The following is a 26,176-nucleotide window of genomic DNA, read 5'->3' on the forward strand; positions in this document are numbered from 1 at the left end:
TGGGTAGATCCCACCAAAGCCCGAGGTTAAAGCAGTAGGCCGTGTGATTTTTACAAATCACACGGCCTGCAAATTGGAGTGGACAACGAGGTTCGAACTCGCGACCTCGACCTTGGCAAGGTCGCGCTCTACCAGCTGAGCTATGTCCACGTGAATAATCAATACCTAAGTATAGACTCTTCGTGGGCGATACTGGGTTCGAACCAGTGACCTCTTCCGTGTCAGGGAAGCGCGCTACCGCTGCGCCAATCGCCCATAAGGGGTACTACTTTATGCTTTCCAAAAGAAAACACAAGAATAAGGACCCCATTTCCATGGAATCGGGATCCATTTTCTAGAGTGGACAACGAGGTTCGAACTCGCGACCTCGACCTTGGCAAGGTCGCGCTCTACCAGCTGAGCTATGTCCACGTGAAAAGCTAATACCCATAGATACTAACCTATCGTGGGCGATACTGGGTTCGAACCAGTGACCTCTTCCGTGTCAGGGAAGCGCGCTACCGCTGCGCCAATCGCCCATACTTCTTACTACATTTACTACGAGGTGGGGACGGGATTCGAACCCGCGTAAACGGCTTTGCAGGCCGGTGCCTCGCCTCTCGGCCACCCCACCATAACCAAAAGGTAAAATACCTCTCGGATAGATCGGCAAGCCGATCCGGTGAATCTAATGCGAGTGGACAACGAGGTTCGAACTCGCGACCTCGACCTTGGCAAGGTCGCGCTCTACCAGCTGAGCTATGTCCACATATTAGAAGCGCAATCCCCGGAATGTTTTCGTTCCGTTTGTCTGCGTTCCAACGAGTAAAAACTCTATACGACGATTCCCCAAAGTTCCAAATCGGGGCGTTCTTTTATCCAAATTTGGCGTAGATCCTTGTGATCTCGCGGTTTTCGAAATGCTCACGGACAGCTAGAAGAGCCAAAACGTCGCTGGAACGTGGAAAAATCATGTTCATGACTTCACCAGCACTGGCCCATCAGACGGACTTTGGACGCATGTATGCCCGGAAAATCGGCGGACTTCCGCAGGTTCCATCCATTACCAACGTCATCGGACAGGAAAAAATGGACCTCGACGGTTGGGTAGGTCACATGGCCGCCACCGCCGTGGTGCAGGACCCGAGACTGAGCGAGGCTGTAGGAAACTCGGCAAAGCTCAAAGCCCTAGCCCGGCAATCATCAAAGGCCGCGGCTGATTACCGTGACGCGGCAGCCGCGCGGGGGGACCGCGTGCACCAGTACTGCGAACAAATTGCGCTGCGGGCCATGGGCAAGAATCATCAAGCGGCAGCTGCGCGTGAGGCATTGGTCAGCAACAACGAGGAAGGATTTGCCGGACGATTCGATGAGTGGTGGGACACCTACCAGGTTCAGCCACTCGCCGCTGAAGTCACCGTCTGGAACGAAAGTATTGGCTATGCCGGAACACTGGACCTCGTGGCCACGATTGGTGGTCGACTCTGTCTGATCGACTACAAAACCCGAGGCACCGGTCGAGACGGACGAGTGAAGCCGCTAGATCCGAAGGTCATTATGCAGCTGGCTGCCGGAGCCAAGGCCGAAGAAATGGTGGTTGACCCGGCCATTGGCACCTGGGAACCGTGGAAATACTCACAAGACCCGATGCTGTTGGGTGTGGCCATCGGTGAAACCGAGGTGCAGACCGTCATGGCGAATCCCGACGTGCTGCCCGCGTATTGGTCGAAGTTTTGGTCGCTGCGTCAGGTCTGGGGCGCCACCCTTAAGGTCGGTGAAGCAGGGGTTGCTCTGCGTGAGGTCGGCCCTCCACCGCCACTAGTGCCCTGAGCCGGTCGGTAGACTGGTAGTCAGGGGGCGCTGGTACACCGCTTTGGCGTACTTGACACCACACCTCCTCCATCCACAGCACATTGCCGGTACAGCAGCCGGCCGAAGGGAGAGCCGATCTCATGGCCGTCTTAGGTATTCGCATTGTTGGCGACCCAATCCTCCGAACCCGCGCAGACGAGGTCACTGATTTCGGTCCCGAACTGCGTAAGCTCGTCGCAGACATGGACGAAACAATGGAGAACGTAGAAGGTGCCGGTCTAGCAGCACCACAGGTCGGGGTCTCCCTACGGGTGTTCACCTACCAGATCGCTGGCGAACGAGGACACCTGATCAACCCGGTGCTCGAACTGGGCGATGAGTACCAAGACGACGTGAACGAAGGGTGCCTATCCATTCCGGGACTTGGCTACCCGGTACGCCGCCGCAGCTGGACCCGGGCCACCGGCGTAGACGTCGAAGGAAATCCCGTAGTGGTCGAGGGCGAAGGCTTCCTGGCTCGCTGCTTGCAGCACGAAACCGATCACCTTGACGGGATTCTGTACATCGATCGGCTCACCGGCGAAACTAAAAAAGACGCCTTCCGCAAGCTGCGCGACACCAGCTACAACTCCGTCGCCGCAAGCACCGTGTCCAAGCGCAGCGCTGCACTGGGATCCAGCTTCGGCGCCGGCGCCAGTTTTGGGCAGCAAGCATGAGAGTACTTTTCGCCGGAACCCCACAGGTTGCCGTTGCATCCCTCGATCAGCTCGTTAACGACGGATTTAACGTCGTGGCGGTCCTGACCCGTGAAGATGCCCCCATTGGACGCAAACGTGTGCTGACGCCTTCCCCGGTTGCCGCGCGTGCGGCAGAACTGGGGATCGAGATCATTCATGCCAACAAGATCGATGCACCAGTTCAAGAGAGAATCTCCGCACTGGAAACCGACATCGCAGCGATTGTTGCCTACGGTGGCCTCGTCCCCGAGAAAGCGCTGGGGATTCCCCGTCTGGGGTGGGTCAACCTGCACTTCTCGCTGCTTCCGGCGTGGCGCGGTGCCGCGCCCGTGCAGCATTCCATCATGGCCGGGGACGACATTACCGGCGCAGTGACCTTCCAATTGGAAAAAGGCCTAGACACCGGTCCCGTCTTTGGCACCTTGACCGAAACCATTGATCCTGCCGATACCGCCGGGGACCTTTTGGGCCGTCTCGCCGTCTCCGGATCCGTTTTGCTCTCGCAAACTCTTTCTGGCCTTGATGCCGGCGCCGTGGTTGGTCTCCCGCAAATGGGTGAAGGATCCTACGCTCACAAGTTGACCTTGGTTGACGGACGAATCGATTGGAACGCTCCTGCGTTAGCTATTCGCCGGCGCATTAATGGAACCACGCCCGATCCGGGAGCCTGGACCGAGTCGGAGGGGCAACGCTTTAAGATCGGCCCGCTGCTCCCGGCCGTTGATGTTATTGATTTGGCCCCGGGGCAGGTGATGATCACTGGCGGCAAGAAGCCACGGGTGGTCGTGGGCACCGGTTCTCACGGTGTGGAATTGGCCCTGGTGCAACCACCGGGCAAAAAAATGATGAATGCAGCAGATTGGGCGCGGGGGATTCTCGCGTCAGGAACCGTGGATGAGGTGAAATTCGCATGAGCGAATTTGGACAGGGACGTTCCGACCGTCCGCGACGCAATGAATCCAATCGGGGCGGTGAGTCGCCGCGCCGTAACGACGCGGGCCGTACTCGCAACCGCGGCGGCAGCGGAAATGGGGCACGCCAATTCAGCGCCTCCGCACCGTCAGCACGCAACCGACGTGCCGATCAGGCTCGGTTGACGGCATTTGAGGTACTCCGGGCGGTTGATGAGCACGACGCCTATGCCAACTTGGTACTTCCGGCTCGCATTCGTGAGCACCACTTGGACCGCCGAGATGCAGGTTTTGCTACGGAACTAACCTATGGGGCACTGCGCGGACAGGGGCTTTATGACGCGATCCTGGCTCGCTGCGTTGACCGTCCACTGGACCAGCTGGATCCGGCCGTTCTGGATGCACTGCGCTTGGGTGCCCACCAGCTGCTGGCCATGCGCGTTCCCAGCCATGCCGCCCTGGATGAGACAGTCTCGCTGGCCCGCATGGTCATCGGTGCAGGTGCCTCCGGGCTGATCAATGCTGTGCTGCGCAAGGTCTCACTCAAGGACATTGAGACCTGGAGCAGTGAACTGGTTGAAGGTATTGACGATGAAAACGCGGCGGCAGCGCTGGTCCACTCGCACCCCGAGTGGATTGTTCGCGCCTTGCGCCAGGCGTTGGTGGCCCACGGTCGTGACGCCTCGGAGCTCACCGATCTGCTGGCCGCGGATAACCTTGCTCCAGTCGTGAACCTGGTTGCTCTTCCGGGCGTCGGTTTTCTGGATGAAGCACTTGACCAAGGAGCCGAATACGGGACACTGGTTGCCGATTCTGCCTACTACCAGGGCGGGGACATCGCTCGACTGGCGTCCGTGCGCGAAGGTAGTACCCGAGTTCAAGATGCCGGCTCTCAACTGGTAGCCCGAGCCTTGGCGGGAATCGCGCTGCCCGATGGTGGGGAAGACAGCTACTGGCTGGATCTGTGTGCAGGTCCCGGTGGTAAGGCGGCTCTGCTGGCAGCATTGGCCACCATTCACGGAGCCCGGCTCACCGCCAACGAACCTGCTGAACACCGCGCCGAGCTGGTCTCCAAGGCATTAGTAGCAATCGATCCGGACACCTGGATGATCTCGGTGCGCGACGGCCGCGAATACGGAGACGAAGAATTCTCGGGCGGATATGACCGAGTCATGGTTGATGCCCCCTGTTCAGGTCTTGGCGCGCTGCGCCGGCGCCCCGAGTCCCGATGGCGCAAGACCCCCAAGGATGTTGCTGAACTGACCGTCTTGCAGGGTCAGCTGCTGGATGCTGCACTCAGCGCCGTGCGTGTTGGTGGGGTCGTTGCCTACGTGACCTGTTCACCGCACCCGGCCGAAACTGTTGCCGTGGTTGATGACCTGTTGGCCCGCAACAAGAACGCACGATTGCTTGATACCGGCGCAGCCCTCGAAGCGGCAGCGCTTCCCGGTCTTACCGGTGCCACTCGCACCGTGGGCACCGGCAGCACCATTCAGCTGTGGCCGCACATTCACCGCACCGATGCCATGTTTATGGCGCTCTTTACCCGCACCGCATAAGCCCGCCGTTCCCCAGCCAGGAGCAAGAAGATCACCATGCGTAACTGCCAAATCAACCCGTCAATCCTCTCGGCCGACTTCACTAATCTGGAGCGTGAACTCCATCGGATCCACACCGCCGATGCCGTACATGTGGATGTCATGGACAACCATTTTGTCCCGAACTTGACTATTGGGCTCCCGGTGGTCAAGCGGTTGGGCGAGGTTAGCGATTTGCCGCTGGATGTGCACCTGATGATTAACGATGTTGACCGTTGGGGACCCGACTATGCTCGGGCCGGTGCCGCCTCGGTGACCTTCCATGCCGAGGCATCGGCCGCGCCGATCAAGCTGGCTCGGGATCTGCGATCGGCCGGGGCGCGAGCCTCGATGGCGCTGCGTCCGGCGACGCCCATCGAGCCGTACCTGGATATGCTTCCGGAACTGGACATGGTGCTGCTGATGACGGTGGAACCTGGCTTCGGGGGACAAGCATTCTTGGACATTGTGCTTCCCAAGATTCGCCGGGCGCGGCGGGCCATCGACGGAACTGGTCTGCCCATCGCCTTGCAAGTTGATGGTGGGGTCACCAGCGAAACCATCTTGCGCGCCGCCGAGGCCGGCGCCGACGTCTTCGTGGCCGGGTCCTCCGTTTACGGAACCGAGGACCCCGCTGCGGCGGTAGTCACATTAAGAAATCTCGCAGCCCAGACACCACTTTCCGTGTAATACTGATAGCTACAACTACACAACGTGCTCCGGGGTCGGTGTAAGTCCGAACCGGCGGTTATAGTCCGCGACCCATGCCAAAGAGGCTTCTCACAAGAAGCCTTCGCCGCTTGGTTGAACTGGTGAAATTCCGGTACCGACAGTTAAAGTCTGGATGGGAGAAGCACGTACACGCAACACCAATGCCTTCGCTAGTATGCAAGGTCTAGGAACCGCGAATCCAAAAAATTCGCCATTGCCTAGTCCTCCAACTGCGAGCCGGCCATCAGGTGGAACCGTCGTATTGAACCCCCGGAGCCATCGCGGCTTGACAGGAGGACGATGGATTTTCTGCGGTGGCTCATTGAAGCTTTCAACTCTTACATCACGGTAGGCAGCAGCGCGCTGCTGGTACGTGAAGTGGTCGGCAACGTCTTTGGACTTGCCTCCGCCCTTGGCGGTATTCGTCGCAAGGTCTGGGCTTGGCCCGTTGGCATCATCGGCAATGCCCTGTTGCTCACGGTTTTCCTAGGCAGTATCTTCGGCAACGACCAAACCGCCAATCTGCTCGGCCAAGCAGGCCGGCAAATCATGTTCATAGCGGTGTCCTTCTATGGATGGCGCCGCTGGAAAGCTACCCAGCAATCCGGCGGAAGCGCCGTGACCCCACGCTGGGCCACGACCACCGAACGGCTGAGCTTGGCCGGCATCTTGATTGTCGGCACCGTCGCGCTCACCCCCCTCTTTGGTGCCCTAGGCTCCTACGCGCCGGTCTGGGCAGATGCCTGGACCTTCGTGGGTTCGCTGCTGGCCACCTACGGCATGGCCAAGGGGCTCGTCGAATTTTGGCTGATCTGGGTGCTCGTCGACATCGTCGGGGTTCCCCTGCTCTTTAGCGCCGGATACTACGCTAGCGCCTTTATGTATCTGTTCTATGGGTGCTTTACCCTGGTCGGATTCTTCATCTGGTGGAAAGCAAAAAACGGTTCGAAGCCAAGCATCGAAACCGAAATGCCTGATCCCACGGTGAAGGTGAGCAACTGATGCAAACAACACGCGAAACAGCCGCCATGCGTCTGTCCTTAGAACTGGCACGCCGAGGTATCCGCGGCGCCAACCCCTTGGTGGGTGCGGTCATCGTGGATGCCACCGGGGCCATTCTGTCCACCGGATACCACCGGGGAGCTGGCACCGCCCATGCCGAGGCCGACGCGCTGAATAGGCTCGGAAACATCGATGCCGCTGCCGCACGCTCTGCGACCATGCTGGTCACCTTGGAACCGTGTAACCACACCGGCCGCACCGGCCCCTGCTCGCAGGCCATCATCGATTCGGGAATCGGCAACGTCATTTACGCAGTAGCTGATGACGGTGAAGCCGCGTCCGGGGGAGGCGCAGCGCTACGCGCAGCGGGCGTGAATGTGTCCAATGGACTGCTGGAGGCCGAAGCCACCGAGCTGAACCACCGTTGGTTTGCCGCCCGTGCGGCGGGGCGTCCCTTCACCACCTTGCATCTGGCCCAAACCCTTGACGGGCGGATCGCCGCTGCCGATGGAACCAGCCAATGGATCACTTCCCCTCAGTCATTGCTCCATGCTCACGAGGTGCGTTCACGTGTCGGTGCAATCGTGGTGGGTACCGGAACCGTGAAGGCCGATAACCCACGGCTAAACGCCCGGGATGAGAACGGGGCACCCTTCGCCTCTCAGCCCCGTCGCATTGTGATGGGACACAGCGAAGTTCTAGCCAACGCCGCCTTGCGCGGTGATGGAAACTGGGAGCAAGTTTTTTCCCACGATCCACTCACGGTCCTCAAAACGATCACCGCCCGCGGCATCGATCATGTGCTCATCGAGGGTGGGGCCTCCATTGCCACGGCCTTCCTCGCCGCAGATCTTGTTGATGAGGTATTCCTTTACCAGGCGCCTATCTTCCTCGGCGCAGGCTGCGGATCCGTCGGAGAGCTAGGGATCGGAACCTTGGACGCGGCTCTGCGCTTCCGCCTGGATGCCGTCGATGGGGACGCAGTGCGCGTCATCGGTACGGACATTCTCACTCACCTTGAACCACTTCCGGCCTCCACCGGAATTTCCTAAGGAAACACATTATGTTTACCGGAATTATCAGCGGCATGGGCCGCATCGAAGGCATTGAAGCCACACCGGAAACGGACTCGGTGGTGTTGCGCATCAGCGCTCCAGAACACACCGAGAACCTCGAACTGGGTGGTTCCATCGCCGTGAACGGCGTCTGCCTCACGGCCACCAGCATCACCGGAGACATCCTGTCCCTCGATGTCATGGGTGAAACTCTGCGTCACACCACCATCGGCGAACTCGCCCTGGGTGAGGGCATCAACCTCGAACGCTGTGTTAAAGCCGGCGGGCGGCTTGATGGTCACGTGGTTCAGGGGCACGTTGATGGGGTCGGTCAGCTGCTCGAGCATGAATCACTCGGCGACTGGGACCGTTTCCGTTTTGCGATTCCTTTCGAATTGGCCAGGTACGTAGCGAAGAAGGGTTCCATTGCGATCGACGGGATTTCCCTGACGGTCACCGATGTTTCCGCAGCAACCGAAAAAACGCAGTGGTTTGAGGTCGGAATCATTCCGACCACTCTGCGCGAAACCACCTTGGGCCAACGCATTCCCGGCTCCTCGGTCAATCTTGAGGTGGACGTCATGGCGAAGTACGCCGAGCGTCTAGCATCCTTTGGCACCAGCGAAAGTAGCGCATCATGAATAACGAGCCCATCCGCTTAGACTCCATCGACGCTGCCATCAGCGCCATGGCAGCCGGCCAGGCCGTCGTGGTTGTTGATGATGCCGACCGCGAAAACGAAGGCGACATCATCTTTGCCGCGGAATTGGCCACTCCCGAACTCATGGGATGGACCATCCGACACTCCTCCGGCGTGGTGTGCACCCCGATGACGGGGGAGCGGGCAGATGCCATGGGTCTTCCTCCCATGGTGGAGAACAACCAGGACGCCAAGGGCACCGCTTACACGGTGTCCTGCGACGCCGCCCACGGCGTGAGCACCGGAATCAGCGCAGCTGACCGCGCCCTGACCTCGCGGATCTTGGCCGACCCGGCTTCGGGCCCGGACCTCATCACCCGTCCCGGACACATCTTCCCGCTACGCGCGGTCGACGGCGGGGTGCTGGTGCGCCGGGGACACACCGAAGCATCGGTGGACCTCTGTGTCGCAGCAGGCCTGGAACCTGTGGGTGTCATAGCCGAGCTCGTCCACGACGACGGCTCGATGATGCGCCTACCTGCCTTGCGCGAATTCGCCGATCTGTGGAATATCCCGCTGATCAGCATCGAGGACCTGGCCGCCTGGCGTGCAGCCTCGGATGCCGAACCAGTGGTGGGCACCAGCTCCGCCGCGGTGCAGGGAGGACCCGAGGTACGAGTGCCTACCCCGTACGGCGAGTTCAACGTCCGTGCCTGGCGCGAGCGTAATAGCGGAACCGAACACCTCTCACTCAGTGCACCAGGACCCGACGGCACCATGCCAGCCGAGCCGCTGGTGCGGGTGCACTCCGAATGCCTCACCGGCGACGTTTTCGGCTCATACCGCTGTGACTGCGGTGAACAACTGGCCGCCGGTCTAGAAGCCATCAACGAATTTGGTGGTGTGCTGATCTACCTGCGCGGCCATGAGGGTCGAGGCATCGGCCTGGCCAATAAGATTCGTGCCTATGCCCTGCAAGATGGTGGCGCCAATACCGTTGCCGCCAACGAGCAGCTGGGCCTGCCGGTTGATGCGCGCACCTACGATGGTGCAGCTGCCATCCTCCACGCCATGGCCATCGACACGATCCGGTTGATCACCAACAACCCGTTGAAGGAAGAATGGCTGGATCAGGCGGGCATCACCGTCGCTGAGCGTGTCCCCACGCGGGTTGCCGCGCGGCCGGAAAACCTTGAGTACCTTCGCACCAAGCAAGAGCTGTTGCATCACACCTTGCAGTTGCCAACAAATGAGACCACCACCAATCCAGGAGCACAATCATGAGCGGACACGGAGCACCGATCGTCGGAGCCAACGAACTAGCTGTAGCAGGCAAGACCGGTTTACGGGCAGTGATCGTCGCCGCCAGCTGGCACACGGAAATTATGAACGGACTCGTTGACGGAGCACTCCGGGCCGCAGCCGACGCTGGGATTGCCACGCCCGAGGTCATCCGCGTTCCCGGAACCTTTGAGCTGCCGGTCGCCGCGGCGCGTCTGGCGCATGCCTACGACACCGTCATCGCCTTGGGCGTGGTCATCCGCGGTGGTACCCCGCACTTCGACTTCGTCTGCCAAGGAGCGACCATGGGACTGACCGATGTTTCTGTGCGCACCGGTGTTCCTGTCGGATTCGGCGTCTTGACCTGTGACAACGAAGAACAAGCAATTGCTCGTGCGGGTCTCGAGGGCTCCGTTGAGGACAAGGGCTACGAGGCAATGAGCGCCGGTCTGCAGACCGCTGTTGCGCTGGCTCGCCGCTAGATCCCACCTGCATGATGCCGTGCGCATCCGTGCCCCAGACACTGGGGGCACGGATGCGCACGGCATTCTTGTTTGTTGACGATTCGCCTCGGTACTATGAGCACCCGATAACAAAGGAGTACCCCGTGGGCAAGGTGGTCATGTACGGTTCGGTGTCGGTGGACGGCTTCATCGCGGACGAGATCGACCAACCCGGACCGCTGTTCGACTTGTTGACCAGCGGGGATGTCCCGTTGGACGAGAGCGGCGTGCTGAAGGTGTCGCAGGGCTCCTACGATTACACCCGGGCGTACTGGGACCAGATCGGGGTGAGCATCGTCGGCCGCCACGTCTTCGACATGACGGACGGCTGGGACGGGATTCCTCCGAGCGGGGTTGAGCACGTCGGTGTCGTGACGCACCGGCCTCAACCGGCGGGCTGGGACCCCGAGGCGCCGTTTCACTTCGTTGACGGAATTGACGCAGCCGTGATCATGGCGCAGGAGCTCGCGGGGGAGCGCATCGTTGAGGTCGCCGCTGGCGAAGTTGGTGGCCAGGTGCTGGCCGCTGGCCTGGTCGATGAGGTGCGTATGGACGTCGCCCCCGTCGTGTTCGGATCCGGCAAGCGCTACTTCGGGTTGGTCCACGCACAGCACCTGTTGGAGGATCCCGACGTGGTGATTCAGGGCAACCGGGTGCTTCACCTGCGCTATCGGGTGCGCCGTTGAGCGGTCTTGGCCCCTTTGTATGGACGTCCGCTGCGAGCGGCAGGCACTGGGATCAAGTCGCCAACCACCATTGAGGCGGCGATTGCCCCTCTGACCTAAAGCGTGCAGGTAATGCCCTGAACTTCCCTGCCGTCTCCTGTCGGAGGATGAGCTGTGAGGGTTATTGCTGAATCAATCTAGATTTTCAGAAGGTGCATGGCGATCACCAGTAGTGTTGAGACGTGTTTAGATCTCGCCAGCTTAATGAAGAAGTTCACCTGCGCTTGCTGCGTCCACACGATTCCGCGATGCTTGCCGCCGCATACGTTCGCAATCGTGAGTATCTCTCGCCCTGGGAGCCGGTACGCCCCGAGGAGTACTACACCGAGAGCTGGCAGGCGGAAGACATCGTCAGGCGGCTTAAGATGACCGAATCCGGAGAAGGCTACCCACTGGGATTGTTTGCGGGGGACACTCTCGTGGGTCGTTTTAATCTGGCCGGCATCGTGCGTGGACCATTCCAAAGCGCGGGTCTGGGCTACTGGGTGGATGGTAAATACGCCGGCCGCGGACTGGCATCAGCCGCGGTCCGTCTGATCGTTGAGACGGCCCGTGTAGACCTCGGGTTACATCGCCTGGAAGCGAGTACTCTGCTGCACAATATTGGTTCCCAGCGAGTGTTGCTCAAGGCCGGATTCGAACACATTGGGGTGGCTCCACGTTACCTACATATCGCCGGTAAATGGCAGGACCATAATCTCTACCAGGTATTGCTGCACGATGAGGACTCATCAGAGGTTTTAGGCAACTAGCACCATGATTCAGGTTGCCTTGCGCCGTTGGGGGCGTTGTTAGCTGGCCTCATGCTGGTGCGGTCGCCGGGGTAGCCGAATCATCGGCGATTGCCTAGCGGAATGTTGTGAGCGACTGAGTCCGCATGATCGGGAGTGCTGCGGCACCGGCAAGTCCTGCCCAGGCAAAGAGCAGTGGCACCGGCCCGGTAAGTATCGCGAGGCCTCCGCCGAGTAGCGCAACGATGGGCATAATGCCTAGCGTGATGGTCCGTTGGGCCGATCCCACGGTCGCCAGTTCCTTCGGCGAAACACTACGTGGAAGGACTTCTGCCCCGGCGACGGAGGATATCGACACCAGGAAGCTCCAGCCCGCGGATTGGGCCGAGAGCCAGATCAGCTCGGGTCCCGGGAGTTCTTGACAGGCGATGGCCAGGGACACCGCTGGCACCGAGAGGATTGCCGCTGCACTTCGCAGGGACTTGAGCCCGAATTTCGCGGAAAGTCGCGGAGCGAGTCCCGCGCCAAGGATGGCGCCGATTGCCGAGATGATTCCTAGACCGGTGAACAAGGCCGGGGCAATGTCGAGATCACGCAGCAGGAAGACCGGCAAGACGGTGTTGCCCACCATGGCTCCGGCGTTAGTCAGTGCTGCGGACAGCGTCAGCGCCCGTAGGGCAGGAATGCGATACAAGGTATGGAAGCCGTCTCGACGTTTCCCCTTGGCACGGTTGGAAGGGCCGCGCGTGGGACGCTGTCGGTCGATCCTTATTCCTCGTTGGAACAAGAGTGATCCCGCGTAGGAACATACCGACGCCCACATCATGCCCGGCACACCGAGCCATCCCAGCATGAGGCTCCCCGTCGCTGCGGCAACGGTGGAGGCCGATTGGTTGACGATGGTTAGCCGGGAATACGCGATCTTCAGCCGCTCGTCTGGCGCGATCCTCGGGACAACGGTGCTTTGTGCGGTCGTGAAAGCGACATCGGCAAGACCGAGGACTACCGCGACGCCAATCAACACGTTCGCCGTGTCGCCTACGACGCGGGATTCCTTGATGGTTTCCCGGTGCGCCGGAGGACAGTCTGCAAGGTGCTTCACCTCATGGGTGAGACGTGCGTCTAAAACGGTGAGTTCGAATGTGGCCTGCGCCGGAATCGTGGGGCATCCCTGAATCTTAGAACCGGTGGTGAGGGCGGAGGGCGGTTGTCCCGCAGACCTGCATCAACGTGTAGGGCTGACGATCCACGTAACATCCGTGGCCGCTGGCAGGCTCCGCGGCAGGTCAATCAACGCATCGGGCCATATACAGGGTCATGAGTCGTAACCGCGTCACGTTCGGTACCCAGTCGATACCGTTCGTCACATTGGGGGTGCCGTTGCGAATGTCGACAATCGGCCAAGCTACCCTTAGTATGTGAAAACTTTTGACACTCTCTTCGAGGAGCTCTCCGCGAAGGCCAAGGCCCGTCCCGAAGGTTCGCGTACCATCACCGAACTGGATTCCGGCGTTCATGGCATCGGCAAGAAGGTCGTAGAGGAAGCCGCCGAAGTTTGGATGGCTGCCGAATACGAATCCGACGAGGCTACCTCCGAAGAAATCTCCCAGCTGCTCTACCACCTCCAGGTGATGATGATCGCCAAAGGTCTGACTCTGCAGGACGTTTACAAGCATCTCTAGCCGCCGCATTCGGGATGTTTTCCTCTCCCGTGCAGCGGTGGCCAACAAGCACCAATTTGTTGTCCTTATGCCGTAATACCCCCACACAGTCTGAAAAGAGAACCGCACTATGTTGCGAGTAGCACTTCCCAATAAGGGAGCCCTGTCCGAAATTGCCTCGACCATGTTGTCGGAGGCCGGATACGTCCAGCGCCGCGACAGCCGTGAATTGGTCATGGTTGATCCCGAGAACGAGGTGGAATTCTTCTACCTTCGCCCCCGTGACATCGCCGTGTATGTTGGCGGCGGCATCCTTGACGTTGGCATCACCGGTCGCGACCTGTACCTTGACGCCGAGGTTAATGACCACGTTGATGAGGTCCTGCCGTTGGGCATTGGTGCCTCCACATTCCGCTTTGCCGGTCCCGCAGGAACCTTCGCCTCCGCGCAGGAACTTTCGGGCAAGCGGATCGCCACCAGCTATGACGCGCTGCTGCGCGAGTACCTGGCCACAAACAACATCGATGCCTCGGTGGTCCGCCTTGACGGTGCCGTGGAATCCTCGGTGCGCCTTGGCGTGGCTGATGCCATCGCCGATGTGGTGGAAACCGGAAACACGCTGAAGGCAGCCGGCATGGAGGTCTTCGGAGCTCCCATCCTGAAGTCGGAAGCCGTCCTCATTGGCCGCACCGGTCGCACCCCCGCCGGACTTGAGGTTCTCAAGCGCCGTCTGATGGGTGTGCTGGTGGCACGCCGCTACGTCATGCTCGACTACGACGTGCGGAAGAACCTGGTTGAAGAGGCCACCGCCTTGACTCCGGGCCTGGAATCACCGACCGTCTCTCCGCTGCAGGACTCGGATTGGGTCGCCGTGCGTGCCATGGTGCTCAAGAACCAGACCAACAACATCATGGACGAGCTCTACGATCTGGGCGCTCGCGCGATCTTGGTCAGCCAAATCCACGCCTGCCGCATCTAGTGTGGTGGGGCTTTGCCTCGCGAAGCCCCACCATTCTCGGCACCAAACACCCCATCCTCTGTAGTGACATTTCCAGGAGTTGAGCACCTCTCATGACCGTTGCGATCCGCGTGATCCCCTGCCTCGATGTTGATGCCGGACGAGTCGTTAAAGGCGTGAACTTCGAGGGTCTTCGGGACGCCGGTGACCCCGTGGAACTGGCCAAGCGTTATAACGCCGCCGGCGCCGATGAAATCACCTTCCTCGATGTCACAGCGTCCTCGGGCAACCGCGAGACCACCTACGACGTGGTCGCCAAGACCGCCGAGGAAATTTTCATCCCACTCACCGTTGGTGGCGGTGTGCGTGCCGTAGAAGACGTGGATCGTCTGCTGCGTGCCGGAGCGGATAAGGCCTCCATTAACACCGCGGCCGTTGATCGCCCCGAGGTGATCAACGAAATCACTCAACGTTTCGGGTCCCAGGTGCTTGTGCTCTCCTTGGATGCCAAGCGCACCGATGACCCCAACGTTGCTTCCGGTTTTGAGGTCACCACCCATGGTGGCCGTAAGGGCACCGGCCGCTGTGCCGTGGCCTGGGCCAAGGAAGCGGCGGAGCGCGGTGTCGGGGAAATCCTGCTGAACTCCATCGACGCCGACGGCACGAAGGACGGCTTCGATCTGGAAATGATCCGTGCCGTCCGCGCCGCAGTGAGCGTCCCGTTGATCGCCTCCGGAGGTGCCGGTGGCCCCGAGCACTTCCCGCCGGCCATCGAAGCGGGCGCCAACGCCGTCCTAGCTGCCTCAATTTTCCACTTCGGCCCCGATGACATGATCAAGCAGGTCAAGGACGCCATCCGTGAAGCCGGTTTCCCGGTTCGCTAAACCTGCTGCCCTGGACGAGATCATGTCCAGGGGCTGGCGGGCGCTGGAAGAAGAAGCGCTTGACGGTTGGGTCGCCCGCTATTCCGGGGGAATGACCAAACGGGCTAACTCCGTATTACCGCTCCTGGCGCCCGAGGATACTCGGCTGGCCATCGAGGCCATCGAGGAACGTTACTCAAGCCGAGGCCTGCCCGCGATATTTCAAATCAGCCCGGATGCGAAGCCAGTGGACCTCGACCTGTTGCTCGCCGAGCTCGGCTATGTAAAAGATTCCCCCACGGTGGTCCAATACTTGGCACTTAGTGAGCCCGGCCCCGGTACGAGCTCAGAATCAGATCCTCGTATCCACCATGCCGATGAACCCAGCCAGCAATGGTTGGAGACCTTGTGGTCCGTCGAAGGACCGCACGACCTTGCCGGCCAGACGCTGAGCCGGAGCATCTTGGCCCGCACCCCGTCCAGTTACGTATCCCTAGTCGTCGCTGGCCGCATCGAAGCCGTTGCGCGGCTCGCTCGAGTCGGTACCATCGGCGGAATCTATGCGGTGGCCACCCGGGAAGAATCCCGATCCCGTGGCCACGGCCGGGCCATCGTTCAAGCCGTGCTGATCGAGGCCGCTGCTCGTGGGCTTGACGGTGTTTGGCTGCAGGTCGTTGAATCAAATGCCGTGGCGCGAAAACTTTATGAATCCTTGGGCTTCGAAACGATCTCTCGCTATCACTACCGGGTGGAGCCGCTCTCAGGCAGCTGAGTCAGGTTTTTGCTGTGATGGACCGGCCGTTGTGGCCGATTCAGTTCCTTGCGGGAGCGCCTCACGCTGAAACTCGCCAGCCTGTTGGCGAAAACCGCTCAATAGGATTTCCAGACCGTATTCGAAGGTTTTCTCCGCCCGGTTTTCTACTCCTTGTCCCGCATCGATGGCCGCACGCCAGGCCTCGGAACGTTCTTCGGTGGATTCCCACACCTGCGCAGGGGCGGCTGCATCCAGTGCGGAACCGAGGACAAAGGAATCCAGTACGGTGATGGCGGCCAAAGAATCTCCGGGAGTAAATCCACCGTTGCGGAAGGCCTCGGCCAGCAGGTCGTAGACCCGTAGGGTCCCTTCGTCACGTACGGTGTGGGCGGTCAGCAGGGGAATCAATTTCGGATGTTTGGCATACGACCGCATGTACCCCCGAGCGATTTGCCTCAGTGTGTCGATCCAATCGCCGTCGGACCCTGGCAGCTCGATTTCCCCCATGGCCCGGCCGCGCATCAATTCAACGATGTCGTCCTTGGACGAAACATGGTTGTAGAGCGAGGACGGGCTAACGGCCATGGCCTTAGCCAGAGCCGGAATGGTGAACTCGCCGTGAGTATCTACCAGCGCTAACGCTGATGCGGCAATGGCCGGCGCTGACAGTTTTGGAGTGCTGGGGCGTGCCATCTGATGCTGCTCCTAGAGTCAACGGGGAACTTACTGCGATTAGTCTAACGAATGAAATTCGGTTTACCCCTTGCGCCGCGTGATGCAAGACACCATAATAAAACGAACGACATTCATTTAATGTGACTACGGTCTCGCATCCACGTGTTCGAGGCCGCCTCATCGGCCCGGCCGAGAGTTTGTTAGCACATCACGAATTTGCAGGAGATCACTCCCATGAGCTGGATTATGCCCGCCGAAACCTCGGCACAGAAGCGTGTCTGGATGGCCTTTCCCCACGAGGGGTACACCCTAGGAACCACCGAAGACGCCGCCCATGCTGCCCGATCAACCTGGGCAAACGTGGCTCATGCTGTGGCAGAATTTGCACCCGTCACCATGGTGGTGGACCCGGCTGACACCCATATCGCAGCACGCTATCTGGATGACCGGATTACGCTCCGCAGCGCGGAGCTCAACGACGCTTGGATGCGTGACATCGGGCCCACCTTCGTCACTAACGATGCGGGGGAGCGTGGTGCGATCGACTGGGTGTTTAACGGTTGGGGTGCCCAGTCCTGGGCCACCTGGGACAAAGATGCTCAGATCGGGGCCGCCGTCGCCGCGTGGGCCGGAGTTGAACGCATCGAATCTTCGCTGGTCAACGAGGGAGGTGGTTTCCACGTCGACGGCGAAGGAACGGTGCTAGCGACCGAAACCGTTCAGCTGGATCCACGACGCAACCCCGGCATGACCAAGGCCGAGGTTGAAGCGGAATTCGCCCGCACCATCGGCGCCACGAAGGTTCATTGGCTCTCCCGCGGACTGACACGTGATGCGCAGGAATTTGGTACCCGCGGCCATGTGGACATCGTGGCAACGATTTGTTCCCCGGGCACCGTCTTGGTCCACTCCCAGCAGAACCCCGAACACCCGGACCACGCCATTAGTCAAGAAGTCATCGCCTCCTTGACCGGCGCCACCGATGCTAAGGGCAGGACCTTCACCGTGGTGGAGGTTCCCGCTCCGGTGGTTCTGCGAGATGAAGAAGGCTTCGTCGACTACAGCTACATCAACCACCTCGTTATCAACGATGGCGTGATCGCCTGCACGTTTAACGATCCCCATGACGAGGTGGCCCTTGGTGTCCTGGCCGACGCCTACCCGGGACGCAAGGTCGTTGGAGTCGACGCCCGCGAGCTCTTTGCTCGTGGTGGCGGCATCCACTGCATCACCCAGCAGGAACCTGTCATCAGGGACAACAAATCATGAACCTCCCATCGCTGAAGCAACGCCCGCGGATTGCTCAGATCCCCTCTGCGACCTCGGGATCGGTACGCGGCAAGGGACTGGCCTCCGGACAGCTGGGACTTTTTGCCGCCGTGATGATCGGCATTTCCACCATTGCCCCGGTTTACGTGTTGACCTCCTCACTGGGGCCCACGGTCCAAGCGATCGGCACGCAGCTGCCAGCCATCTTCATCATCGGGTTTATCCCGATGTTCCTAGTTGCGCTGGCCTACCGAGAACTCAACGCGGACACCCCCGACTCGGGGACCACCTTCACCTGGGTGAGCCAGGCCTTCGGCCCGGCCCTGGGCTGGCTGGGAGGTTGGGGGCTGCTGGCTGCCAACATCATTGTCCTCTCCAACCTCGCCGGCGTGGCGGTGGACTTCTTCTACCTGTTTCTGGCACAGGCCACGGGAAACCCGGCGCTGGCCGAACTGGCCGACAATAACGTGATCAACATTCTCACCTGCCTGATTTTTGTTGGTGCTGCGGTCTTCATTGCCTGCCGCGGGCTGAGCACCACCCGTTTGGTCCAGTACATCTTGGTGGGATTCCAGTTGCTGGTACTCGCCTGGTTTGCTTTCGGCGCCTTCTCCAAAGCGGCCAACCAGCCGGGCCACCTGGCCTTTGACGCCGCCTGGTTTAACCCGATGCATATCGATTCTTTCTCCGCCTTCGCGATTGGCCTGAGCCTGTCGATCTTTGCCTTCTGGGGCTGGGACGTGTGCCTGACCATGACCGAAGAAACCAAAAACGGTGAGAAGACCTCCGGCATGGCCGCGGCGCTGACGGCCATCGGAGTGTTGGCGATTTACCTAGTCGGCTCCATCGCCACGGTGATGTTTGCCGGTGTCGGTGACACCGGGCTGGGCCTAGGTAACCCGGAGAACTCCGCGAACGTCTTTACCTCCATCGCGACGCCCGTCATGGGCCCCTTCGCGATCCTGCTCTCGCTGGCGGTGCTGTCCTCCTGTGCCGCGTCGCTGCAGTCCACGATGATCTCTCCGGCCCGATCACTGCTGGCCATTGCGCATCATGGGGCGCTGCCGCAGAAATTTACCAAGATCAACCGGTTCAAATCACCGGCCTTCGCCACGCTCATCGCAGGCGGTGTCTCGGCCGGGTTCTACGCACTGATGCGAGTAGTGAGCAATAACGTCCTGAATGACACCATCCTGGCGTTAGGCATGATGATCTGCTTCTACTACGGCATGACGGCCCTTGCCTGCGTCTGGTACTTCAGGCGCACCGCGCTGGACTCGCTGCGCAACTTCCTGCTGCGCTTGCTGGCCCCGCTGCTGGGCGGCATCGCATTGGTGGCGGTCTTCATTCAGACCGCCATTGATTCCTGGGACCCGGCTTATGGGTCGGGATCCGAGATCTTTGGCGTGGGTCTGGTCTTTGTTATCGGTGTGGGAATCATTGCCCTGGGTGCGCTCTTGCTGGTGGGGGCCGCGGCACGTCGCCCCGCCTTCTTCTCCGGGCGTAGTCTGCCGCTGCGGGCACCCGCCTCCACCAAACAACGACCCTGAGCCCCAGTCATCGCTCCCACCCATCGGTCACGGCTCATCCTCCCGCCGGTGAAGCCTGCCCGCATATTTGAGAAAGACATCCTTCCCATGAGTCCACGCTTTAGCATCTATGAAGCCTCCATCGAGCAAACCCTGAAGGCACTGAACGACGGCAGTGTCAGTGCCGTGGAACTGGTGGCAGCCCACCTAGCCCGCATCGGGCGCTTCGACCGGTCATCGGTACGCCTGAACGCCATGGCAGTGCTGAATCCGAAGGTTTTTGTGGAAGCGGCGGCCGCCGATCGCCGGCGCAGCACCGCTGATGCCGGCTCCTTGGAGGGCGTGCCATTCACCGTGAAGGACAGCTACATGGTCACCGGGCTGACCGTAGCAGCCGGTTCGCCGGCCTTCAAAGATCTCGTGGCTCAGGTCGATGCCTTCACCGTGGCTCGACTGCGCGGCGCCGGGGCAGTGCTGTTGGGCAAAACTACGATGCCGCCCATGGCCGATGGCGGCATGCAACGTGGAGTGTATGGGCGAGCAGAAAGCCCCTACAACACCAACTATCTGGCGGCAGCCTACGCCTCGGGATCCTCCAACGGCTCGGGTGTCGCCACGGCAGCCAGCCTGGGCGTCTTCGGGATGGGGGAGGAGACGGTGTCTTCGGGCCGCAGCCCGGCCTCCAACAACGGTTTGTGCGCCTACACCCCCTCGCGCGGACTGATCTCCATCCGCGGCAACTGGCCACTTTTCCCCACCCGCGATGTGGTGGTCCCGCACACCCGTTCCATGGATGACATGTTCCGGGTGCTGGAGGTAATCGTCGCCGATGACCCGGAAACCACCGGGGACTTCTGGCGTGCACAAAAGGCCGTGCCGCTACCCGCTGCCTCCTCGGTCCGGCCCGAGGACTACGCCGCACTGGCGGACCCGGAGGCATTGGCAGGCAAGCGCTTCGGCGTACCGCGCATGTATCTGGGAGAAGATCCGGCCTTTCCGATCCAACTACGCCCCAGCGTGCGTAAGCTCTGGGCCGCTGCCCGGCACCGGATCGAAGCCCTGGGCGCCACGGTCCTGGAGGTCGATTTCCCGCTGATCGAAAAATACGAGGGCAACACCCCAGGTGGTGAGCAGCTAGAGGCCCTTGGGGTGCTGCCGCAAGATTGGTTGGAGCAAGAATTCAACCAGATCCTCGCCCACGGCTGGGATACCTTCCTGCGCGAAAACAACGACCCCAGATTAAACCGATTGGCCCAGGTTGACCATCTGCAGATCTTCCCGGCCCCTGTCGGTTCATTACCCGATCGCTACGACGAGGTCGCAGACTACGAAAACCGCTACCGTGATGTGGTGCAACAGGCCAAGGACGGACTACTTCCTCCGGAGCAATTACCTGATTTCGCGGCGGGGCTCAGCGCCTTAGAAACGCTGCGTGCCGAACTCTTCGAACGCTGGCTGCGAGAGCACGATCTCGATGGAGTGATCTTCCCAGCCAACGCCGATGTGGGGGCCGCCGATGCTGATACCAACCCGACCGCAGCCGACAGAGCGTGGGAAAACGGGCTCTTTTTCTCAAACGGTAACTACGCCATGCGTCATCTGGGCATCCCCTCCGTCACCGTGGCCATGGGGGTGATGGAAGACATCGGTATGCCGGTGGGGCTCACCTTTGCGGGACCGGCCTATGCCGACAGCGCGATCTTGGCCTGGGGCTGGGCGTTTGAGGCCGCCGGCACGCTGCGTGCGGCGCCTGTGCTGGCCCCCGAGCTACTCAGTGACCGTCACCTTGCGGGGTGCCGGAGCGCAGCGCCACGTGGTGGCGAAGAACCTCGGATCACCATCGGAGGCGAAGTGGATCCGCGAACCTACCACGAGGGCGCGAGCAGATTGCTGCTCTCCGGAGAGATTGCTGCTGCCGAGGTCGCAGCCATCGTCCTGACGGTTAATGGCGAACCGACGCTTGTGCGCCGGAGCGGAAACCGCTGGAACGCCACGGCGATCCTGCCCGCGGCGGTGGAGTCGGCGGCGCGTGGCTCAAATCCGCCCGCCCGCATCCTCGCGGTCATCCACGTGGTGAATCCGGGTGGTGCTGCGGCCGGTGACTTCACCGAAATTTAGACGCCGAAGTCTGTAGTGCTGAGTGCTTAGTTCGAAGCGAGCAGCAGGGCGATGGCTTCATTGGTACCTTCGAAGGTCACCAGCGCCTCATCGCGGCGCCCGGAAGCATGGAGCAGCAGTTCGCCGGGACGGCCGATGATGGCCACGGATGTTGCGCTCTTGCGCGCCACATGACGTTGGCCATCGGGGCGCACCAGAATGATCCCGACGTTCGAGCGGCGGTAGTGAAGCGTCGCCCGGCGCAACAGGTCCTTCCACAACAATTCCTCATACGTTGCATCAAGCATGCGTGGCGCCCAACGGTCGCTGGCCCGACGCACGTCCTCGGTGTGAATGAAGAACTCGGAGAGGTTGGCCGAACGGTCAACACCGGAATTAGCTAGCGGGGAGTACTTCGGGGCACCGGCCAGGAATTCGTGGACCAGCACGGCATACTCGTTGCGGTCTTGCGCGACATCGGCGCGCTTGGCCAGCTCAGCTTCCATGCGGTGGGTCAACGGCTTCAGCAGCAGGCCGGCGGCCAGCAGTGATCGTTCGCGCAGCACTAAATGGGCTGCGAGGTGACGGGTTTGCCACCCGGCACACAGGGTGGGGGCCGTGGGACCTGCCGCCAGCAGGACTTCGGCCAATACTTCACGCGAGGCTGGGACGAAATGCATCTCTTTGAAACTAACACGTTCTCAGCTCCTTGTGGCCCTTTCGAACCACCCTGTGGCGTAAGGTGTGGCCAAATCGTCACGGGGGTGGGGTCGCACGTGTTGGAAGAACAGTTTTGCGCCCATCGGGCACTAGACTGGTAGGGATGTCTCAGACCCCAGCCTTCGCCGCCCCCGCCTCAGTGAACGGGCAATTGTCCGCCGAGATTTCAGCCGCGCTGAAGAAGGATGGCGCCGGATTGGTGGCAGCCATCATTCAGCAGCATGGCACCAATGAGGTGTTGATGCTCGGCTGGATGAACGAGGAAGCGCTCCGCCGCACCCTGAGCACCGGACGAGTGACCTTCTGGTCCCGTTCGCGCAACGAATTCTGGCGCAAGGGAGACACCTCCGGGCACTCCCAAATGGTCAGATCGGTAGCCCTTGACTGCGACGGCGACGCCCTGCTGGTGGTTGTGGATCAGATCGGCGCCGCCTGCCACACCGGAACCCACACCTGCTTCGACGGCCGTGAACTCCCCGCCGTGGTGGGACGCAAAGTCTCCTAGCACCACGCGCACCACCCGGCACCACCCAATACCCAGCACACGCAAGGATCCTTCTCGCTCATGCAAGCTCTCGGCGCTCTGACCCCCACCCGCGAGCAGTTCCGCGCACTCGCCGCGGATCGCCGCGTCATTCCCGTTTCGATGCGGGTGCTTGCCGACGCACTCACCCCCATCTCCATCTACCGCAGGCTGGCAGGCGGACGCCCCGGCACCTTCCTGATGGAATCGGCCGCGGCCGGGGGAGTGTGGTCACGCTACTCCTTCATCGGCGTGAACTCCCCCGCCACCCTGACCACGCTGGATGGAAAAGCGCATTGGCAGGGCACCCCACCTCAGGGCCTGCCCTGTGAAGGAAACCCGGTTGAAGTTTTGCGTGACACCGTGCGGGCACTGCGCACCGTACCGCTGGACGGGCTGCCACCGCTGACCAGCGGCATGGTGGGCTTCATCGGCTGGGAAGCGGTACGTCATTGGGAAAAGCTTCCCAACCCACCGGTTGATGACCTGCACCTGCCCGAGCTGGCCATGAACCTCGTGGGGGACATGGCCGTGCACGATAACACCGACGGCACCCTGACGTTGATCGCCAACGCCATCAACTTCAACGGAACCTCCGAAGGTGTTGACGGCGCCTACGACCACGCGGTTCAGCGCCTCTCGGAGATGCTTGACGCGCTCAGTGTTGCCGCCGAAAACCCGGTCTCGGTACTCTCGGGCACAGACGTGCCGGCCGATGAACTCATGAAGGCCGTCACCCACTCCTGGGATGAGGATTCCTACCGCAGCGCGGTCCTGCGCGGCAAGGAAGCCATCGTGGAGGGCGAGGTATTCCAGGTGGTGATCTCCCGCCGCTTTGAGCTCGAATCCCATGCCGACCCACTGGATGTCTACCGGATCCTGCGCGGCACCAACCCGAGCCCCTACATGTACCTGTTTAACCTGCGCGACGCCCACGACAAGCCCTATTCCATCGTGGGCTCCTCACCCGAGGCGTTGGTGACCGTCAACGATGACCACGTGGTGACGCACCCGATCGCCGGCTCACGCCCGCGCGGGGCGAACTACGAAGATGATCAGCAGCATGAGAAGAACCTGCTGAACGATGAGAAGGAACGCGCCGAGCACCTGATGCTCGTTGATCTCTCGCGCAACGATCTCTCCAAGGTCTGCGTGCCGGGCTCGGTGGAAGTCACCCAGTTCATGGAGGTCGAACGCTTCAGCCACATCATGCACCTGGTCTCCAACGTGGTGGGCAAGCTAGCCCCGGGACACGACGGCTACGACGTGCTCGCTGCCACCTTCCCCGCCGGCACCCTCTCCGGGGCACCCAAACCACGCGCCCTGTCGCTACTGGATGAACTTGAGCCGTACCGCCGCGGCATTTATGGCGGAGTCGTGGGCTACCTGGACTTCACCGGAGACATGGACATGGCCATCGCCATCCGCTCCGCGCTGATCAAGGGAAACCGGGCCTACGTCCAGGCAGGTGGCGGCATCGTCGCCGACTCCAACCTCGACGCCGAGGCCCTGGAAACCATCAACAAATCGGCCGCGCCCTTGCGGGCCGTGTGGGCCGCCGGAACCATGGCACCGGCACAAGTGGACGGCAACAACGCATGAGCAACAAAAAAACCGGGCGCCTCGGCACCAAGCGCAATGTGATGCTGTTGGGATTGCTCGGTGCCGTTATTGCGCTGGCCACCAGCACCCGGACCTGGATCACGGTGCAGCCGCAAATGGGCAATGTGAAGATCCCGCTGATCGAGGTGGCGGGATCCGACGCCGCCACGGCCGTCGCGGCATTAGCCGTGGTGGCGCTGGCCGGATCGCTGGCCGCGATGATCGCTGGCAAGGTGGCGCGGTACATCATCGCGGTGATCCTGCTGTTGGTTGGCGCGGGCATCATCGCCTCGGCCGTTTCGGTGCTGGTTGACCCCGTCGCCGCCGCTTCCACCAAGGTGGGTGAGGCCACCGGGCTTAACGCCGCGGGCGCCGACTACGCGCTGAGTATCTGGCCATACGTGGCGGTGCTCGGCGGCATCATTCTGATCATCAACGCCGCGGTACTGGCGGTGGCCGGACGGCACTGGGCAGGTTCGCGGAAGTACGCCCGGGACGCCCAGGCCGTGCGCGATCAGGCGGCAGCACCCAGCGGTAACGGACAAATTGATGAAATTTCCGGTTGGGACTCGCTCTCACGCGGGGATGACCCCACCGGCTAAGCGCGCACACGCTTCGCAACATGGCATGCCATCGCCCGAAAGAATGGCAGAATAGAAGACAAGAAAATTATCGGGAATCTTCCCGATTCGCACGAGGTGAGCAGGAGTATCCCACCATGGCAAACGCCAACACTCAGATCGATCCGATGCACGGCGAAGAAATTGGCCACGGCAACTCGAAGGCGGCCTGGGCCGCTATCGCCGTGATGATGATCGGCTTTATTGTCGGTTGCATCGCCTTCGCCGGGCACAACCCCACAGTCGTTTACATCGGCATCGGCATCGTCTTCCTTGGCCTGATCGTCGGCTGGATCATGAAGAAGGCAGGCTACGGCGTGAACGGCGCCAAGTCGGGTTCCGCGCACTAGCCGTGAGTGTACTGAGCGATATCATCGCGGGCGTTCGGATTGATCTGGACGCCCGTCGGTCCATCCTCGACCAGAGCGGTATCGAGGCGGACGCCGCTGCCGCGGCCCCGGCCCTGGATGCTTACGCGGCACTGGGTGGACACCTTGATCCGACCCAACGCGATACCACCCTGCGGGTGATCTCCGAGGTGAAGCGCAAATCCCCGTCCAAGGGTGCGCTGGCCCAGATCGCAGAACCCGCCGTCCTGGCCGCTTCCTATGAGGCTGGAGGCGCATCGGTGATCTCCGTGCTGACCGAGCAGCGTCGTTTTGGCGGCTCACTGGCCGACCTTGATGCGGTTCGCAGCGCGGTGAAGATCCCGGTGCTACGCAAGGACTTCACGGTTGATGCCTACCAAATTTATGAGGCTCGCGCGCACGGAGCGGATTTGGTGCTGCTCATTGTTGCGGCCCTTGACGATGCCACGATGCGCGAATTTTTGGAGCTCACCCATGCACTGGGCATGAATGCCCTGGTGGAAACGCACACGCCGGAAGAAATCGCCCGGGCGATTAACCTCGGTGCGCGAATCATCGGGGTCAACGTGCGCAACCTCAAGACCCTGGAGGTTGACCGTGAGAACTTCGGCCGCCTCATCGAGCTGATCCCCACCGATGTTGTCATCGTGGCGGAATCCGGCGTGCAGGACGTTTCCGATGTGCAGTACTACGCGCAGCTGGGAGCCGACGCCATCCTCGTGGGAGAAGCCCTGGTGAAGGATGCAGATCCGCGCGCGGCAGTGGAACACTTCATCACCGCAGGCACGGCAGCCAAACCGGCTCGCGCCAGCTGAACGACCCTGAGAACCCCCCTTTCAAGAATTCCTGAGCTAGAGAAGGATGCGACAGATG

At 61.2% G+C, this 26,176-nt stretch carries 27 protein-coding genes, 6 tRNA genes and 1 riboswitch; of the genes, 24 read left to right on the forward strand and 9 right to left on the reverse strand.

Going from position 1 to position 26,176, the window contains the following annotated elements:
* Positions 1–74: 74 nt before the first annotated feature.
* The 6 genes from HED64_RS07705 to HED64_RS07730 form a co-directional block, all read right to left on the reverse strand.
* Positions 75–150 (reverse strand) — tRNA-Gly (locus HED64_RS07705).
* Positions 151–183: 33 nt separating this feature from the next.
* Positions 184–255: transfer RNA gene (locus HED64_RS07710), tRNA-Val, on the reverse strand.
* 83 nt (positions 256–338) lie between these two features.
* Positions 339–411 (reverse strand) — tRNA-Gly (locus tag HED64_RS07715).
* A 35-nt stretch (positions 412–446) separates the two neighbouring features.
* Positions 447–518, reverse strand: a tRNA-Val gene (locus tag HED64_RS07720).
* A 24-nt stretch (positions 519–542) separates the two neighbouring features.
* A tRNA-Cys gene (locus HED64_RS07725) sits at positions 543–613 on the reverse strand.
* 62 nt (positions 614–675) lie between these two features.
* A tRNA-Gly gene (locus HED64_RS07730) sits at positions 676–748 on the reverse strand.
* Between the two features lie 209 nt (positions 749–957).
* Between HED64_RS07730 and HED64_RS07735 the strand changes: the two genes are divergently transcribed.
* From HED64_RS07735 to HED64_RS07790, 12 genes are all read left to right on the forward strand, one after another.
* Positions 958–1,809 (forward strand): cytochrome, encoded by an 852-nt coding sequence (locus HED64_RS07735; protein ID WP_168151490.1) that lies wholly within the window; start codon positions 958–960, stop codon positions 1,807–1,809.
* A gap of 122 nt (positions 1,810–1,931) precedes the next feature.
* Positions 1,932–2,507 (forward strand): peptide deformylase, encoded by a 576-nt coding sequence (def, locus tag HED64_RS07740; RefSeq protein WP_168151491.1) that lies wholly within the window; start codon positions 1,932–1,934, stop codon positions 2,505–2,507.
* Complete coding sequence (gene fmt / locus HED64_RS07745) at positions 2,504–3,442, forward strand: methionyl-tRNA formyltransferase (protein ID WP_168151492.1); 939 nt, start codon at positions 2,504–2,506, stop codon at positions 3,440–3,442. The genes def and fmt overlap by 4 nt, the downstream gene beginning before the upstream one ends.
* Positions 3,439–4,998 (forward strand): RsmB/NOP family class I SAM-dependent RNA methyltransferase, encoded by a 1,560-nt coding sequence (locus HED64_RS07750; RefSeq protein ID WP_168151493.1) that lies wholly within the window; start codon positions 3,439–3,441, stop codon positions 4,996–4,998. Before fmt ends, HED64_RS07750 begins: the two co-directional genes overlap by 4 nt.
* Before the next feature lie 36 nt (positions 4,999–5,034).
* On the forward strand, positions 5,035–5,706 hold the full coding sequence (rpe, locus tag HED64_RS07755) for a ribulose-phosphate 3-epimerase (protein ID WP_168151494.1): 672 nt from the start codon (positions 5,035–5,037) through the stop codon (positions 5,704–5,706).
* 21 nt (positions 5,707–5,727) lie between these two features.
* Positions 5,728–5,876: riboswitch (FMN riboswitch) on the forward strand.
* Positions 5,877–6,027: 151 nt separating this feature from the next.
* The gene (pnuC, locus tag HED64_RS07760) at positions 6,028–6,729 is read left to right on the forward strand and encodes a nicotinamide riboside transporter PnuC (protein ID WP_132364944.1); all 702 of its coding nucleotides are present in this window, start codon (positions 6,028–6,030) and stop codon (positions 6,727–6,729) included.
* The gene (gene ribD, locus HED64_RS07765; RefSeq protein ID WP_168151495.1) at positions 6,729–7,781 is read left to right on the forward strand and encodes a bifunctional diaminohydroxyphosphoribosylaminopyrimidine deaminase/5-amino-6-(5-phosphoribosylamino)uracil reductase RibD; all 1,053 of its coding nucleotides are present in this window, start codon (positions 6,729–6,731) and stop codon (positions 7,779–7,781) included. The genes pnuC and ribD overlap by 1 nt, the downstream gene beginning before the upstream one ends.
* An 11-nt stretch (positions 7,782–7,792) precedes the next feature.
* Positions 7,793–8,425, forward strand: coding sequence for a riboflavin synthase (locus HED64_RS07770; protein WP_168151496.1), 633 nt, complete (start codon positions 7,793–7,795; stop codon positions 8,423–8,425).
* Positions 8,422–9,708, forward strand: coding sequence for a 3,4-dihydroxy-2-butanone-4-phosphate synthase (gene ribB / locus HED64_RS07775; protein WP_168151497.1), 1,287 nt, complete (start codon positions 8,422–8,424; stop codon positions 9,706–9,708). Before HED64_RS07770 ends, ribB begins: the two co-directional genes overlap by 4 nt.
* Complete coding sequence (gene ribH / locus HED64_RS07780; protein ID WP_132364948.1) at positions 9,705–10,187, forward strand: 6,7-dimethyl-8-ribityllumazine synthase; 483 nt, start codon at positions 9,705–9,707, stop codon at positions 10,185–10,187. Before ribB ends, ribH begins: the two co-directional genes overlap by 4 nt.
* Before the next feature lie 125 nt (positions 10,188–10,312).
* Entirely contained in the window at positions 10,313–10,894 is a 582-nt protein-coding gene (locus HED64_RS07785) for a dihydrofolate reductase family protein (RefSeq protein ID WP_168151498.1), read from the forward strand.
* A 221-nt stretch (positions 10,895–11,115) separates the two neighbouring features.
* Positions 11,116–11,685 carry a GNAT family N-acetyltransferase gene (locus HED64_RS07790; protein WP_342590680.1) on the forward strand — a complete coding sequence of 190 codons (570 nt, stop codon included), beginning with the start codon at positions 11,116–11,118 and terminating at the stop codon, positions 11,683–11,685.
* A gap of 94 nt (positions 11,686–11,779) precedes the next feature.
* Here HED64_RS07790 and HED64_RS07795 read toward each other — a convergent pair whose 3' ends face one another.
* The gene (locus tag HED64_RS07795) at positions 11,780–12,766 is read right to left on the reverse strand and encodes an MFS transporter (protein ID WP_168151499.1); all 987 of its coding nucleotides are present in this window, start codon (positions 12,764–12,766) and stop codon (positions 11,780–11,782) included.
* Between the two features lie 316 nt (positions 12,767–13,082).
* Here HED64_RS07795 and HED64_RS07800 point away from each other — a divergent pair, with 316 nt between their 5' ends.
* From HED64_RS07800 to HED64_RS07815, 4 genes are all read left to right on the forward strand, one after another.
* Entirely contained in the window at positions 13,083–13,346 is a 264-nt protein-coding gene (locus tag HED64_RS07800) for a phosphoribosyl-ATP diphosphatase (RefSeq protein WP_132364953.1), read from the forward strand.
* A 109-nt stretch (positions 13,347–13,455) separates the two neighbouring features.
* Positions 13,456–14,304 (forward strand): ATP phosphoribosyltransferase, encoded by an 849-nt coding sequence (gene hisG / locus HED64_RS07805; protein ID WP_132364954.1) that lies wholly within the window; start codon positions 13,456–13,458, stop codon positions 14,302–14,304.
* Between the two features lie 92 nt (positions 14,305–14,396).
* Positions 14,397–15,167 carry an imidazole glycerol phosphate synthase subunit HisF gene (hisF, locus tag HED64_RS07810; protein WP_132364955.1) on the forward strand — a complete coding sequence of 257 codons (771 nt, stop codon included), beginning with the start codon at positions 14,397–14,399 and terminating at the stop codon, positions 15,165–15,167.
* Complete coding sequence (locus HED64_RS07815; protein WP_168151500.1) at positions 15,142–15,918, forward strand: GNAT family N-acetyltransferase; 777 nt, start codon at positions 15,142–15,144, stop codon at positions 15,916–15,918. Before hisF ends, HED64_RS07815 begins: the two co-directional genes overlap by 26 nt.
* Here the strand turns inward: HED64_RS07815 and HED64_RS07820 are convergent.
* On the reverse strand, positions 15,907–16,593 hold the full coding sequence (locus HED64_RS07820) for a TetR/AcrR family transcriptional regulator (RefSeq protein ID WP_168151501.1): 687 nt from the start codon (positions 16,591–16,593) through the stop codon (positions 15,907–15,909). The two genes, HED64_RS07815 and HED64_RS07820, sit on opposite strands and share 12 nt — an antisense overlap.
* A 216-nt stretch (positions 16,594–16,809) precedes the next feature.
* On the opposite strand from HED64_RS07820, the gene HED64_RS07825 reads away from it, so the two are divergent.
* The 3 genes from HED64_RS07825 to HED64_RS07835 all read left to right on the forward strand — a co-directional run bounded on the left by HED64_RS07825 (position 16,810) and on the right by HED64_RS07835 (position 21,491).
* Entirely contained in the window at positions 16,810–17,844 is a 1,035-nt protein-coding gene (locus HED64_RS07825; protein ID WP_168151502.1) for an agmatine deiminase family protein, read from the forward strand.
* Complete coding sequence (locus tag HED64_RS07830; RefSeq protein ID WP_168151503.1) at positions 17,841–19,394, forward strand: APC family permease; 1,554 nt, start codon at positions 17,841–17,843, stop codon at positions 19,392–19,394. The genes HED64_RS07825 and HED64_RS07830 overlap by 4 nt, the downstream gene beginning before the upstream one ends.
* Positions 19,395–19,481: 87 nt before the next feature.
* Entirely contained in the window at positions 19,482–21,491 is a 2,010-nt protein-coding gene (locus tag HED64_RS07835; protein WP_168151504.1) for an amidase, read from the forward strand.
* A 26-nt stretch (positions 21,492–21,517) separates the two neighbouring features.
* On the opposite strand, the gene HED64_RS07840 is transcribed toward HED64_RS07835, so the two are convergent.
* On the reverse strand, positions 21,518–22,150 hold the full coding sequence (locus HED64_RS07840) for a TIGR03085 family metal-binding protein (RefSeq protein ID WP_132364959.1): 633 nt from the start codon (positions 22,148–22,150) through the stop codon (positions 21,518–21,520).
* Between the two features lie 143 nt (positions 22,151–22,293).
* On the opposite strand from HED64_RS07840, the gene hisI reads away from it, so the two are divergent.
* From hisI to trpC, 5 genes are all read left to right on the forward strand, one after another.
* The gene (gene hisI, locus HED64_RS07845) at positions 22,294–22,695 is read left to right on the forward strand and encodes a phosphoribosyl-AMP cyclohydrolase (RefSeq protein WP_132364960.1); all 402 of its coding nucleotides are present in this window, start codon (positions 22,294–22,296) and stop codon (positions 22,693–22,695) included.
* Positions 22,696–22,755: 60 nt separating this feature from the next.
* Positions 22,756–24,315 (forward strand): anthranilate synthase component I, encoded by a 1,560-nt coding sequence (locus tag HED64_RS07850; RefSeq protein WP_168151505.1) that lies wholly within the window; start codon positions 22,756–22,758, stop codon positions 24,313–24,315.
* Positions 24,312–24,917: a Trp biosynthesis-associated membrane protein gene (locus HED64_RS07855; RefSeq protein ID WP_168151506.1), complete on the forward strand. Its 606-nt coding sequence runs from the start codon at positions 24,312–24,314 to the stop codon at positions 24,915–24,917. Before HED64_RS07850 ends, HED64_RS07855 begins: the two co-directional genes overlap by 4 nt.
* A gap of 116 nt (positions 24,918–25,033) precedes the next feature.
* Positions 25,034–25,285, forward strand: a complete 252-nt coding sequence (locus tag HED64_RS07860) for an HGxxPAAW family protein (RefSeq protein ID WP_168151507.1) — start codon at positions 25,034–25,036, stop codon at positions 25,283–25,285.
* A 2-nt stretch (positions 25,286–25,287) separates the two neighbouring features.
* Positions 25,288–26,118 (forward strand): indole-3-glycerol phosphate synthase TrpC, encoded by an 831-nt coding sequence (gene trpC / locus HED64_RS07865; protein ID WP_168151508.1) that lies wholly within the window; start codon positions 25,288–25,290, stop codon positions 26,116–26,118.
* Positions 26,119–26,176: the final 58 nt, after the last annotated feature.

Origin of the sequence: Paeniglutamicibacter terrestris (assembly GCF_012271785.1) — a bacterium.
Lineage (GTDB): Bacteria > Actinomycetota > Actinomycetes > Actinomycetales > Micrococcaceae > Paeniglutamicibacter > Paeniglutamicibacter terrestris.

Excerpts from the sequence above, each read along its gene's own strand:
- HED64_RS07830 (WP_168151503.1), top strand. The coding sequence starts at position 17,841 with ATGAACCTCCCATCGCTGAAGCAACGCCCGCGGATTGCTCAGATCCCC.
- HED64_RS07835 (WP_168151504.1), top strand. The coding sequence starts at position 19,482 with ATGAGTCCACGCTTTAGCATCTATGAAGCCTCCATCGAGCAAACCCTG.
- hisF (WP_132364955.1), top strand. The coding sequence starts at position 14,397 with ATGACCGTTGCGATCCGCGTGATCCCCTGCCTCGATGTTGATGCCGGA.
- fmt (WP_168151492.1), top strand. The coding sequence starts at position 2,504 with ATGAGAGTACTTTTCGCCGGAACCCCACAGGTTGCCGTTGCATCCCTC.
- ribH (WP_132364948.1), top strand. The coding sequence starts at position 9,705 with ATGAGCGGACACGGAGCACCGATCGTCGGAGCCAACGAACTAGCTGTA.
- HED64_RS07850 (WP_168151505.1), top strand. The coding sequence starts at position 22,756 with ATGCAAGCTCTCGGCGCTCTGACCCCCACCCGCGAGCAGTTCCGCGCA.
- HED64_RS07855 (WP_168151506.1), top strand. The coding sequence starts at position 24,312 with ATGAGCAACAAAAAAACCGGGCGCCTCGGCACCAAGCGCAATGTGATG.
- pnuC (WP_132364944.1), top strand. The coding sequence starts at position 6,028 with ATGGATTTTCTGCGGTGGCTCATTGAAGCTTTCAACTCTTACATCACG.
- def (WP_168151491.1), top strand. The coding sequence starts at position 1,932 with ATGGCCGTCTTAGGTATTCGCATTGTTGGCGACCCAATCCTCCGAACC.
- rpe (WP_168151494.1), top strand. The coding sequence starts at position 5,035 with ATGCGTAACTGCCAAATCAACCCGTCAATCCTCTCGGCCGACTTCACT.
- HED64_RS07735 (WP_168151490.1), top strand. The coding sequence starts at position 958 with ATGACTTCACCAGCACTGGCCCATCAGACGGACTTTGGACGCATGTAT.
- HED64_RS07840 (WP_132364959.1), bottom strand. The coding sequence starts at position 22,150 with ATGCATTTCGTCCCAGCCTCGCGTGAAGTATTGGCCGAAGTCCTGCTG.
- HED64_RS07770 (WP_168151496.1), top strand. The coding sequence starts at position 7,793 with ATGTTTACCGGAATTATCAGCGGCATGGGCCGCATCGAAGGCATTGAA.
- hisG (WP_132364954.1), top strand. The coding sequence starts at position 13,456 with ATGTTGCGAGTAGCACTTCCCAATAAGGGAGCCCTGTCCGAAATTGCC.
- HED64_RS07825 (WP_168151502.1), top strand. The coding sequence starts at position 16,810 with ATGAGCTGGATTATGCCCGCCGAAACCTCGGCACAGAAGCGTGTCTGG.
- ribD (WP_168151495.1), top strand. The coding sequence starts at position 6,729 with ATGCAAACAACACGCGAAACAGCCGCCATGCGTCTGTCCTTAGAACTG.
- hisI (WP_132364960.1), top strand. The coding sequence starts at position 22,294 with ATGTCTCAGACCCCAGCCTTCGCCGCCCCCGCCTCAGTGAACGGGCAA.
- ribB (WP_168151497.1), top strand. The coding sequence starts at position 8,422 with ATGAATAACGAGCCCATCCGCTTAGACTCCATCGACGCTGCCATCAGC.
- HED64_RS07750 (WP_168151493.1), top strand. The coding sequence starts at position 3,439 with ATGAGCGAATTTGGACAGGGACGTTCCGACCGTCCGCGACGCAATGAA.
- HED64_RS07860 (WP_168151507.1), top strand. The coding sequence starts at position 25,034 with ATGGCAAACGCCAACACTCAGATCGATCCGATGCACGGCGAAGAAATT.
- HED64_RS07820 (WP_168151501.1), bottom strand. The coding sequence starts at position 16,593 with ATGGCACGCCCCAGCACTCCAAAACTGTCAGCGCCGGCCATTGCCGCA.